The sequence below is a fragment of the Micromonospora sp. KC606 genome (genome assembly GCF_004348675.1).
In the GTDB taxonomy this organism is placed as follows: Bacteria; Actinomycetota; Actinomycetes; order Mycobacteriales; family Micromonosporaceae; genus Micromonospora.
In genome coordinates, this window is the sequence record NZ_SMKN01000182.1 from 1 (window position 1) to 11,330 (window position 11,330).

The window sequence follows — 11,330 nt, forward strand, 5'->3', positions numbered from 1 at the left end:
GCCCCCGCCCGGCACCGCCCCCGCCCGGCACCAGGGCCTCGCCGGCACCGCGAAGCCTGGATGCCTCTGCGCCTCCATTCGCGGCAGACGGGGGTATCCGGCCCTGCGAACACCGCAACCTGCCGCATAAGGGGCCGGTCAGGCCCGGTCGACGCAGGCCGCCGGCTGCCAGGCGTACGCGGCCAGCGGCGGGTCGAGCGGGGCGTCGGTGAGGCGGTTGGCGAAGGTGGAGATGGTGTACGTGCCGACGCCGAGCACCACGTCGAGAGCGTGCCGACGCCGGAACCCTGCGTCGAGGAAGGCGCGCAGCTCCGCGTCGGGCACGGCGCCCCGGTGGTCCAGCACGGCGGTGGTGAACCGGCGCAGGGCGTCGAGGCGCGGGTCGGGCAGCGGGGCGCCGGCCCGCAGCGCGTCGATCAGGTCGGAGGTGGCTCCGTGCCGGGTGAGGGTGGCGGTGTGCATGGCCACGCAGAGGTGGCATCCGTTGCGGGTGGCCACGGTCAGCACGACCACCTCCCGCTCGATCGGGTCGAGGTCGGTGGCCTCGAAGATCGCGTTGGCGGTGAGGAAGCCCTTGAGCAGCTCCGGTGACTCGGCCATCAGGGCGACCGCGCCGGGCAGGTGACCGAGCTTGCGGCGTACGCCTTCCATGGTCGGCCGGGCGGCGGCGGGCGCGGTCTCGGGGGTGTACGCGGTGAACATCGACACGACCTCTCGGATACGGTAGTCAACGTGGTTGTCGAAACCGTAAACCAGGTTGTCGAACATGGCAACGACTGATCCCGCGCGTCCCGGCTTCGCGCTGCCCCTGTTGCTGCTGGCCGGATTCCGTGCGCTCGTAGACGACCTGCACGCCGAACTGGCCAGGCAGGGGCACCCCGACCTGCGGCCGGTGCACGGGTTCGTCCTCCAGGCCGTCGGCCCGGACGGCACCACCGCGTCGGAACTGGGCCAGCGCCTCGGCGTCTCCAAGCAGGCCGCCGGCAAGACCGTCGACCGGCTGGTCGCCCTGGGCTACCTGGAGCGCGTCGACGATCCGACCGACGCCCGCCGCAAGCTGGTCCGGACGACGGAGAAGGGCGTCGACGGGCTGCGCCGCTCGGCGGTGCTCCTCGACGCGCTGCGGCAGCGCTGGGCGGCGACCCTCGGCGAGGAGCGGGTCGCCGCGATGGAGGACGACCTGCGAGCGGTCACCCCGCCGAACTTCTTCCGCCTCGACGTCCCGGGCTGGTTCGGCGGCTGACCACCGTCACTGATCCTGACACGGACGGCGGTGCCCCCGATGCGCAATGATCCATCGATGTCCACCGGTCGCCGCACGCACATCCTGTTCGACTTCTTCGGCACCCTGGTCGACTACTCGGCCAGTCGCACCGAGCAGGGGTACCACCGCTCCCACCGGCTCTTCCGGCGGCTGGGCGGTGACCTCGACTACCCGGACTTCCTCGCCGCCTGGTCCCGCGCCAGCGCCGACTTCGACCGGCTCAGCGACCGCGACGACCACGAGTTCTCGATGACCGACGTGGGGAGCGCGTTCCTGGCCGGCACGCTGGGCCGGTCACCGACGAGGGCCGAGGTCGACGCCTTCGTCGCCGAGTACATCGGTGAGTGGAACACCGGAGTGACCTACTCGGCCGCAGTGGTGGAGTGCGTACGCGCCCTGGCCGGCACGTACCGCCTCGCCGTCGTGACCAATACCCACCAGCCGGACCTCGTCCCCGACCACCTCGCCGCCATGGGCCTGCTGCCCTGCTTCGACGCCGTCGTCACCTCGGTGGAGGTGGGGTGGCGCAAACCGCATCCCGCGATCTACGCGGCGACCCTCGACACCCTCGGCATCAGGGCCGAAGCCGCCCTCTTCGTCGGCGACACCTACCGGCCGGACTTCGCCGGACCCGAGCGGGCGGGCATGCGGGCGTACCTCATCGACCCGGAAAGGGCGGCGACGGTGCCCGACGGCCGCCGGCTCGCCTCGGTGCTCGACCTGCCCGACCGGCTGGCCGCCGAGTGAAGGCCACGGTAGGCGTGGAACGTCCTACCGGGCGGCGTGTTGACCGGCCGGTTCACTTCACCCGGCGTACGAGTGCAGGCCGGTGAGGAAGATGTTCACGACGCTGGCGAACAAATGACAGCAGCCGCGGAAACGCGTCCCGCGACAGCTCTGGCCCGCAGGGTTGACGCTGTCGTGCCCGGCGTCCCCGTGGCGGCGGTCGGCTACTCCTCGGCCGAGGATCCGGCTCGGTCTACCGCGATGCCGCGGGGTGTTCGTCCCCTTGCCGACGGGTGGCTGGTGTCGGTCTGTGAGTCCGGGCGGCAGTTCGTCGGCTGGGGTGGGCCGGCGAGGCGGAGCGCTGTCGCGCTCCGCCTCGTGGGTGAGGTCGGCCCGGCTCAGCTGATCGGCTGAGCTGGCGTGGTCAGCCGACGGTTACCGGGGTGTCGGTCACGCCGAAGCCGGCCAGTTCACCGAAGCCGGCGGTGTTGAAGTTGGGTATCTGCAGGCGGGAGACGCCGGGTCCGTCGTTCGCGCACTCGACTTCGCGGATCCAGTAGAAGCCTTCCGGGTCGCCGCCGTCGTTGGCCAGCGGGAACCGTACGAGCACGGTGTCGGCGTTGCGTTCGGGGAAGAAGAACACCTTCGTCCCGTCGGTGGCCTCCTTGTAGGTGCCCTCGAGGAAGCCGGCGGCCTCCACCACCTTCGGCCGGAAGTAGATCGCCCCCCGGTGGCCGGGCTTCACTTCGGCGTTGATGGTGACGGTGGTGGCTGTCTCGTCCCGGAAGCCGGTGGTCTGGAACCTTTCCGACACGGCCGTGCCGGTGGCATCGAACACGCCGGGGAACGACACGGTGCCGCTGAGCCTGAAGAAGTTGTTGGTTTCGACCTTGGTCTCGACCGAGGAGCGGACGCTGACCGCGAGTCCGAACTCGTCCGGCTCCGTTCCGTCGCAGTTGTTCTGTGGTTCGCTGACGCGGAACGAGTTCCCGTCCGTCGTGGTCATGGACCTCTGGATGAAGTCGCACTTCTCCAGCAGGGGGGATCCGTCCCGGCAGTGCAGGGCGACCTCGCTGGCGGTGGCCGCGTTCGCGTTGGTGCGGTTCATGACGGCGATGAGGGCCGCGGCGGCGACCACGAGGGTCGCTCCGATCACGAGGTACCGACGTCCTCGCGGGGCGGCAGTGCTGTATGCGGACAACTCAGGCTCCTTCGAAGAAGATCGGGGTCGGGGGACTCACTTGCCCGGCTCTTTCGGGAAGGGCTCCGGGTCGTCGTTCTCGAACTCTTTTCCGGTGCAGTCGGTCAGCTTGGACTTCGCCTCGCCGTCGGCGGCACCGGTGGGCAGCACGAGGGGCGCGTCGATGGTGACCTCGAGGGTGGTCTCCCACGGTGTGGGCTTGGGGCCGAGCGGCCCACCGCCGCCGCCGTTGCGGGGGTCGTCGCCGGTGATGGTCCAGACGCCCTTGATCTGGGCCCGCCTCGGCACGAACTCGAAGGTGCCCTTCTTGCCCTCGGGAACGTTGACCGTTCGTTCCGACGTCACCGTCTTGATCTCGTCGGTGATCGTGGATTGCGTGGTGACCTTGCCCCACTCGGCGCCGAGCATGCCGAGGAAACTGGCGGCGAACTCGTCGTTGTCGTTGACGAAATCCCCGGAGATCCGGGCGGAGCCCTGTTCCAGGTTGATCTTCAGGCTCGGGTTGCTGCTCGTGTTCGGCGGGCAGTTCGCCAGGGGGGCCGACGGGCTGAACGGTTTGCCGAAGATCGGATTCGCGTCGTTCGCGCCGAGCACCTCCGTCACCCTGAAGTCACAGGTGTCAGACAGGAACTGATTCCTCGCGAGTGAGCCGATGAACTGCTGCTCGCCGTTGATCTTTTTCGCCCGCTTGCAAAGCTTCATCGCTGCGTCCCGGGGACACGGATTCACCACCTTGCCCTGGCCGTCGACCTTGCAGCCGGCTTCCGCGGCGCTCGCGACATGAGAGAAGGTGAGCATGCCAACAGTGACCGCGATCGCCGACCCGATCGCGATGACACGACGTTTCATGAGTCCTCCACAATGGTGTCTCAATGGGGAAGATGACACCATCGAGCACACCAGCGATCCCGATCCCGTGGTAGGGACAAATGTCCCGACCAAGCCGATTGGCAGGGTTCAATAATCATCGGTTCAAACCAGTGATTTTTCTCACCCCGGGCTCGGCGACGATACGGTCGAGCTGCTCGGGTTCCAGCTCGACGAGCCGGCGCAGCACGGTCGACACGTCGTTGAGTTCCGCGGTCCACCCAGGTGGCCAGCGGTCGACATGAATCGCATCGGGCGGACTGGACCGGCGCACAAGCGGCTGGCCTCGCGGTCGGAGAACCACTTCTTGACCACCCGCATCCCGCCGATGTCGTTCTTGCGGACGGGTGGTGCGGGCTGGTGCGAACGAGCCGGTCCCGACCTGCGGGTTTCGGCTGCGAGACTGTAGCTGATCATGCCGGGCAGCGAGTCGGCCCCGAGTGCGGGGTGTTCGGTGGACGTCAGGAGCCGCCGGCCGGGTAGGGGTGGCCGGGCCCACTCGTCGACGCCGGAGCACAGCATGGGCGCGATCGCGGCTGCCCGACCACGGGGCTTCCGCTCCTTCCGAGCGGGAGGCCGCACGCCGGGCAGTCGACCGGGTGCTCACCGGGCTCACTCCACCCCGGCATACGAGTGCAGGCCGGTGAAGAAGAAGTTCACCCCGAACAGGTTCATCAGCACGGTCAGGAAGCCGAGCACGGCGATCCAGGTCGCGACGTTTCGCCGCACGCTCGGGGTCGCCCTGGCGTGCAGGTAGCCGGCGTACACCACCCAGGAGATGAACGCCCAGGTCTCCTTCGGATCCCAGCCCCAGGCCCGACCCCACGCCGCTTCCGCCCAGATCGCGCCCGCGATCACCGCGAACGTGAAGAGCGGGAAAGAGAAGGCGTGCAGCGCGAAGGTCAGCCGCTCCAGCCCGGCCGCCGCCGGCAGCCGGCGGGCCAGGGTGTACGGGAAGCTCCGCCGGCCCTGCTCGTACCCGTTGCGCATGAGGAACGCCACCGCCGGGACGACGCCCAGCAGGAAGATGCCGGAGGCGACAACGATCGTCGAGACGTGGATGATGAACCAGTACGACTGGAGCGCCGGCATCAGCGGCACCACCTCGACGTAGAGCTTCAGCTCCGCGAAGGCCAGCAGCAGCACCATGACCAGGGTGAGGAAGAGCCCGAGCCGGCGCAGCGACGGGCGCTTCACCAGCACCGCCAGCCAGGCGGCCGTCCCGATCCAGGTGACCGTCAACACGAACTCGTACATGTTGCCCCAGGGCATCCGCTCGGCCGCGATGCCCCGGGTGGCCAGCGCGCCCAGGTGGAGCAGGGCGGCCAGCACGGTGAGCCCGACGGCGGCCCAGCCGGCGACCCCAGCCCGCCGCGCCGTGCGGCCCTGCCGGGTTGCCGCGGCAGCGGCCGGGACGGCGGGGACTCCGCCGGTGCCGCCGGTCGCGCCGACCCCGGCGCCGACCAGTTCGCGGGCCGGTGCCGCCGGCACGGCACGGACGTAGCCGAGTGCGTACTCGACGGCGTGGCTGATCATGGCGATCAGGTACGCCAGGATCGCGAACGTCACCAGCTGGTCGGACAGCTCGGCCATCACTCGGCTCCCTCTCGCGTCCGCCCGTCGCCGCGCACGGCGGCGATGAGCTGCGCGAACTCGTCGGCGAACCCTGGATGCTCGGTGCGCGGCAACCCACCGGCCAGCACCAAACTACTACCGCTCGTCGGAGATCCACTCCCGGGGTCGGCGGGGACCACCCGGAACCAGACCCGGCGACGCCGGGCGAACAGCGAGGCCATCAGACCGGCGAGCAGCACCACGCAGGCCACCAGCATCAGCGTCTGCCCCGGGTCGTGCCGCACCGAGAGGGTGATGTACGGCTTCGTGCCGAGGAACTCCAGCGTGCTGCCGTCGTCCAGGGTCCACTTCTCGCCGACGCCCAGCTTCGCGTCGCCGACCTGCTTGAGTTTGCCGTTGCTGACCTGCCGCTGGTCGAGCTGGTAGATCGAGCCGGGGATGCCGGCGTCCATCCCCAGGTTCCCCCGGTACGCCACCAGCACCACCGCCGGGTTCCGCTCGGTGGGGAACCGCGACGACACGAACGGCGGGGCCTCCGGCGCGGTCGGCAGGTAGAGCCCCTCGAAGGCGACCTGCTGGGTGGGGTCCCGCTTCCCGGTCACCGGGTCGACGTTGGCGTCCGGGAAGGGGGCCAGCCCCTCGCTGGTGAGGTTCGCGTCCCCGGTGGTCAGGAACGGCACCGCGCTGGTCTGGCTGCGGCCGTACCGGTCGGTGTACCTCAGGATCGGGGCGTACCCGTGGCCGAGCAGGTAGACGTTGGCCGAGCCGAGCCGCAGCGGCGAGTTGACCGAGAAGGCCGCCTGCCGGGTGGGTCCGGTCAGCTCGTCCACGGTCACCGTCGCCCGGTAGCTCTCCGGCTGCCCGGACGGGAGGAACCGGGCGTCGAAGTCGTCCAGGGTCAGGCAGAAGCGCGGCAGGGCGCCGCTGTCCACCCGAGGGCCGAGCGACGCCTCGCTGTACTGCTGCCGGGTGTTGCAGAAGGAGTTCTCCTCGCCGGCCACCAGCAGCCGGTTGCCGTGCCAGCCGTACCAGGAGCCGAGCGCCACCCCGAGCAGGACGGCGACCAGCGAGGTGTGGAAGAGCAGGTTGCCGGTCTCCTTGAGGTACCCCTTCTCGGCGGAGACCTCGTTGCCGCGTACCTCGACCCGCCAGCGGCGACGGCGCAGCACCGCGGCGATAGCCGCCGGGTCGGCGGCGGCGGGGGCCTCCAGCACCGCGTGCTGGGGCAGTCGCTCCAACCGCTTCGGAGCCGCCGGTGGACGGGACCGCAGGGCCCGCACGTGGTCCCGCATCCGGGGCAGGATGCAGCCGACCAGCGAGGTGAACAGCAGCAGGTAGATCGCGGAGAACCAGACCGAGCCGAAGACCTCGAACCCACCGATACGGTCCAGTTGCGGGGCCAGTTCCGGATGGTCGCGGAAGTACCGGTCGACCTGTTCCGGGTTGACCCCGCGCTGGGGCAGCACCGAGCCGGGGATCGCGGCGACGGCGAGCAGGAAGAGCAGCACCAGGGCGGTACGCATGCTGGTGAGCTGCCGCCAGGAGTTGCGCAGCAGGGCCAGCATCGGGTGGGGCCGACGCCGGGGCGCCGCGGCGGGCGCGGCCGGCCGGTCGTCCACGGTCGTCATCAGATGCTCACCTCACCCACACCCACGGTGGTCTGCAACCAGATCACGACGTTCTGCCAACCACCGGTGATCAGCGCGAGACCGATCAGGACCAGCAGGACGCCGCCGAGCCGGGTGACCCAGCGGCTGTTGCGCCGGACCGCCCGGAAGACCCCGAGCAGGCGCTGGAAGCCCAGCCCGAAGGCGACGAACGGTACCCCCAGCCCGAGGCAGTACGCCACGGCCAGCACCACCGCGCGGTCGGTCTGCCCGCCGGTGGCCGCCATGCCGAGCACCGCGCCGAGGGTCGGGCCGGTGCACGGCATCCAACTCAACGCGAAGACCGCGCCGAGCACCGGGGCGCCGAGCAGCCCGGCCGCCGGGAGCCGGTGTATCCGGAACTCCCGCTGCAGGCCGGGCACCACCCCGAGGTGGGCGAGGCCGAGCACGACGACCAGCGCGCCGACGGCGACCTGGAAGGCACGCTCGTAGTCGAAGAAGATCCGGCCGAAGCCGGCGAAGAGGATCGCGGTGGCGGTGAAGACGAAGGTGAACCCGGCGATGAACAGCAGCGTCCCGGCGAGCACCCGCCCCTTGACCGCGACCGCCGGGCGGGCCTCGGCCCGGGTCGCCACGGCCACCCCGCCACCGGCCAGGTCTGTGTCGCCCGCCCGGCCGGCCGAGCCCGTGTCGACCGCCCCAGCAGCCGGGCCGAGCGGTCCGGCGGCAGAAGGCGGCCCGGCGGGGTGGGCCCGGCCCTCCAGGTCCGCGCCGGCCAGCCCGGTCACGTACGACAGGTAGCCCGGCATCAGCGGCAGCACGCACGGGGACAGGAAGCTGACCAGCCCGGCGAGCGCCGCCGCGCCGACGGCCAGCAGCAGCGGGCCGGACTGGGCCAGTTCACGGAAGGTGTCGCCCATCAGCGCGAACCGGACGCCGGCTGCTCGGCCGCGATCCGCTCGACGATCGGCTGGAGGCCGTCCTGCTTGACGGCGGCCCGGATCACCGTGGCGATCCGGCCCTCCCGGTCCAACACGACGGTGGCCGGGATGGTGTTCGGCGGGATGTCCAGGGCGAGCGCCAGCCTGCTCGCCGGGTCGAAGAGGCTCGGGTAGGTGACCCGGCCCTCCTCGAAGGCGATCGCCTTGTCCTTGCTGTCCTGCACGTTGACGCCGAGGAAGCTCACCCCGGCGGCCTTGGTGGCCTGGTGGGTAGCCTCCAGGTCGTCGGCCTCGGCCCGGCAGGGCGCGCACCACGAGCCCCAGAAGTTCAGCACCACCACCTGGCCGCGCGCCTGGGCGACGTCGTACCGGCCGCCGGTGAGCAGGTCACCGACGATCTTCGGGGCGGCGGAGCGCTGGTCGGGGGCGCACGCGATGATCCCCTTGTTGTTGGCGCAGCGGCTCTCTCCGCTGTCGTCGGAGGAGCAGGCGGCCAGCGCCGTGGCGGCGGTGACGGCGGTGAGCGTTGCGGCGAGCGTCCTCCGGGTGAGCATCAGGCCCCCTTGGCCGTCCTGGCTGTCGGCGAGATGGCGATCAGGTGGGCGGCCGGCTCGCTGTAGCCGATGCCGGCGACCTTCGCGCCGTCGAAGTGGAACGAGGTGAGGCTGGCCAGCCCGCACTGGCGGCGGCGCGGGTCGTGCCAGAGCCGCTTGCGCTCGACGTACCGACGCAGCGTCCAGATAGGCAGCTGGTGCGAGACGAGGACGGCCTCCCGACCCTCGGCGGCGACCCGGGCGGCGTGCAGGGCGGCGAACATCCGCTCCGCGATGACCCGGTACGCCTCACCCCAGCTCGGTGTGACCGGATCGCGCAGCACCCACCAGTTGCGCGGGTCGCGGAAAGAGCCGTCACCCGGCGAGACCTTCTTGCCCTCGAACCAGTTGGCGCTCTCGATCAGCCGCTCGTCCACCCCGACCGGCAGCCCGAACTGGGCGGCGATCGGCTCGGCGGTCTGCTGGGCGCGTTCCAGCGGGCTGGCCACCACGTGCACGACCTCCCGCTCGGCGAGGGCCTGCGCGGCGGCCTTGGCCATCTGCACGCCGAGTTCCGAGAGGCGGAAACCCGCCAACCGGCCGTACAGGATGCCCTCCGGGTTGTACACCTCGCCGTGCCGGAGCACGTGCACCACGGTCCTGCTCACCGGTGCGCCCCCTTCGCTCGCGACTGCGGGGCTCGCAGACCCGGCTCACTCCTCGCGCTCACCGGTGCGCCCCCTTCGCTCGCGACTGCGGGGCTCGCAGACCCGGCTCACTCCTCGCGCTCACCGCTCACCCCCCGATGCCCGCCGCGGCTGCCGCGTGCGCCGCCGCCGGCAGCGCGGCGGCGATCTGCTCACACGCGGCGTCGTCGATCGCCGCCGACACGAACCACGACTCGAACGCGCTCGGCGGCAGGTAGACGCCGGCGGCGAGCATCGCGTGGAAAAACGCCTTGAACGCGGGCACCTGCTGGGTGCGGGCGCTGTCGTAGTCGGCCACGTCGGCGTCGGTGAAGAAGATCGAGAACATGTTGCCCGCGTACGACAGCCGGTGCGGTACCCCGGCGGCGGCCAGCGCGTCGGCCGCGAGCTTGCCGACGACGGCGGCCGTCTCGTCGAGCCTGCGGTAGAGCGCGTCGTCGGCGAGCCGCAGGGTGGCCAGGCCGGCGGCGCAGGCGAGCGGGTTACCGGAGAGGGTGCCGGCCTGGTAGACCGGGCCGGCCGGGGCGAGTCGGCCCATGATCTCCGCGCGCCCACCGAACGCCGCGGCGGGCAGGCCGCCGCCCATGACCTTCCCGTACGTCCACAGGTCGGCGTCCGACGGGTCCAGCCCGTGCCAGCCGGCGCGGGAGACCCGGAACCCGGTCATCACCTCGTCGACGATGAGCAGTGCGCCGTGCGCGTGCGCGATGCCGGCGAGCCGCTGGTTGAAGCCGTCGCGCGGGGCGACGACACCCATGTTGCCTGCGGCGGCCTCGGTGATGACCGCGGCGATGTGCGCACCCTCGGCGGCGAAGACCTGCTCCACCGCGGCGATGTCGTTGTACGGCAGCACGATGGTGTCGCCGGCCGCCGCGCCGGTGACGCCGGGCGAATCGGGCAGGCCGAGGGTGGCCACGCCCGAGCCGGCGGCGGCGAGCAGGCCGTCGGAGTGCCCGTGGTAGCAGCCGGAGAACTTGACGATCTTGGAGCGGCCGGTGAAGCCTCGGGCCAGCCGGATCGCCGACATCGTCGCCTCGGTGCCCGAGTTGACCAGGCGGACCTGCTCGACCGGGGTACGCGCGACGATCTCGGCGGCCAACTCGACCTCGCCCGGCGTCGGGGCGCCGAAGCTGGTGCCGAGCGCGGCGGCGGCCTGCACCGCCTCGACCACCACCGGGTGCGCGTGGCCGAGGATCAGCGGCCCCCAGGAGCAGACCAGGTCGACGTAGCGCCGGCCGTCGGCGTCGTACAGCCAGGGGCCCTGACCACGGACCATGAAGCGCGGCGTGCCGCCTACGGCGCGGAAGGCGCGCACGGGGGAGTTGACCCCGCCGGGCACGATGGCCGTGGCGCGGTCGAACAGGGCCTCGGAGGCCGGCGCGTCGGCCGGGTAGCGGCCGGATCCGGCGGAAAAGGTATCGGTCACGATGCGGCCATTGTTACAGCGCGACACCGGGAATCGGCAGCCACCCCTGCTGCGGGTTACCAGACTCACCCCCTGGTGCGCCCTGGCCGGGTGGCACCGCGCCCATGGGGCCGGGGCGTCGAGATCGCGATAGGCTGGCCGGGTGGATCGTGCCGAACTGTCCATCACGGTACACCGGACGGGCGATGAAGCCGTGCTTCGCCTCGCCGGTGAGATCGACATGCTCACCGCCGGTCAGCTGTCGGCCGTCGTGAACGAGGTGCTGACCGATCCCCCGCCGCGCATCGTGCTGGACATGGGCGGGGTCACCTTCTGCGACTCCCAGGGCCTGGGCACTCTCGTCGTGCTCAGCCGCAAGGCCAGCCACGCGCAGACCCTGCTGGTGCTCAGCAACGTCGGCGACTTCCTGCTACGCGTCCTGGACATCACCGGGCTCCGCTCCGCCCTGATGATCCGTAACGAAACCGCCCCCTAGCCCCGCCC

At 71.3% G+C, this 11,330-nt stretch carries 12 protein-coding genes; 3 read left to right on the forward strand and 9 right to left on the reverse strand.

The genetic code is table 11. The features are described 5' to 3' along the window. Positions 1–138: 138 nt before the first annotated feature. Positions 139–768, reverse strand: coding sequence for a carboxymuconolactone decarboxylase family protein (locus E1193_RS24825; RefSeq protein ID WP_243707873.1), 630 nt, complete (start codon positions 766–768; stop codon positions 139–141). On the opposite strand from E1193_RS24825, the gene E1193_RS24830 reads away from it, so the two are divergent. After that, complete coding sequence (locus E1193_RS24830) at positions 767–1,243, forward strand: MarR family winged helix-turn-helix transcriptional regulator (RefSeq protein ID WP_132185597.1); 477 nt, start codon at positions 767–769, stop codon at positions 1,241–1,243. The two genes, E1193_RS24825 and E1193_RS24830, sit on opposite strands and share 2 nt — an antisense overlap. Before the next feature lie 57 nt (positions 1,244–1,300). Then, complete coding sequence (locus tag E1193_RS24835; protein ID WP_165945817.1) at positions 1,301–2,011, forward strand: HAD family hydrolase; 711 nt, start codon at positions 1,301–1,303, stop codon at positions 2,009–2,011. 403 nt (positions 2,012–2,414) lie between these two features. Here E1193_RS24835 and E1193_RS24840 read toward each other — a convergent pair whose 3' ends face one another. The 8 genes from E1193_RS24840 to hemL form a co-directional block, all read right to left on the reverse strand. Continuing rightward, complete coding sequence (locus E1193_RS24840; RefSeq protein WP_132185599.1) at positions 2,415–3,146, reverse strand: hypothetical protein; 732 nt, start codon at positions 3,144–3,146, stop codon at positions 2,415–2,417. Positions 3,147–3,227: 81 nt separating this feature from the next. After that, complete coding sequence (locus E1193_RS24845) at positions 3,228–3,989, reverse strand: hypothetical protein (RefSeq protein WP_132185600.1); 762 nt, start codon at positions 3,987–3,989, stop codon at positions 3,228–3,230. A 681-nt stretch (positions 3,990–4,670) separates the two neighbouring features. Continuing rightward, positions 4,671–5,651 carry a c-type cytochrome biogenesis protein CcsB gene (ccsB, locus tag E1193_RS24850; protein WP_132185601.1) on the reverse strand — a complete coding sequence of 327 codons (981 nt, stop codon included), beginning with the start codon at positions 5,649–5,651 and terminating at the stop codon, positions 4,671–4,673. Then, complete coding sequence (locus E1193_RS24855; protein ID WP_132185602.1) at positions 5,651–7,261, reverse strand: cytochrome c biogenesis protein ResB; 1,611 nt, start codon at positions 7,259–7,261, stop codon at positions 5,651–5,653. The genes ccsB and E1193_RS24855 overlap by 1 nt, the downstream gene beginning before the upstream one ends. Then, positions 7,261–8,160 carry a cytochrome c biogenesis protein CcdA gene (locus tag E1193_RS24860; RefSeq protein WP_132185603.1) on the reverse strand — a complete coding sequence of 300 codons (900 nt, stop codon included), beginning with the start codon at positions 8,158–8,160 and terminating at the stop codon, positions 7,261–7,263. The genes E1193_RS24855 and E1193_RS24860 overlap by 1 nt, the downstream gene beginning before the upstream one ends. After that, the gene (locus E1193_RS24865; protein WP_132185604.1) at positions 8,160–8,735 is read right to left on the reverse strand and encodes a TlpA disulfide reductase family protein; all 576 of its coding nucleotides are present in this window, start codon (positions 8,733–8,735) and stop codon (positions 8,160–8,162) included. The genes E1193_RS24860 and E1193_RS24865 overlap by 1 nt, the downstream gene beginning before the upstream one ends. Then, entirely contained in the window at positions 8,735–9,382 is a 648-nt protein-coding gene (locus E1193_RS24870) for a histidine phosphatase family protein (RefSeq protein ID WP_132185605.1), read from the reverse strand. The genes E1193_RS24865 and E1193_RS24870 overlap by 1 nt, the downstream gene beginning before the upstream one ends. Before the next feature lie 127 nt (positions 9,383–9,509). After that, a complete protein-coding gene (hemL, locus tag E1193_RS24875; RefSeq protein WP_132185606.1) occupies positions 9,510–10,847 on the reverse strand; it encodes a glutamate-1-semialdehyde 2,1-aminomutase in 1,338 nt (445 codons plus the stop codon). Positions 10,848–10,989: 142 nt separating this feature from the next. Between hemL and E1193_RS24880 the strand changes: the two genes are divergently transcribed. Next, entirely contained in the window at positions 10,990–11,322 is a 333-nt protein-coding gene (locus E1193_RS24880; protein ID WP_132185607.1) for an STAS domain-containing protein, read from the forward strand. Positions 11,323–11,330 lie beyond the last annotated feature (8 nt).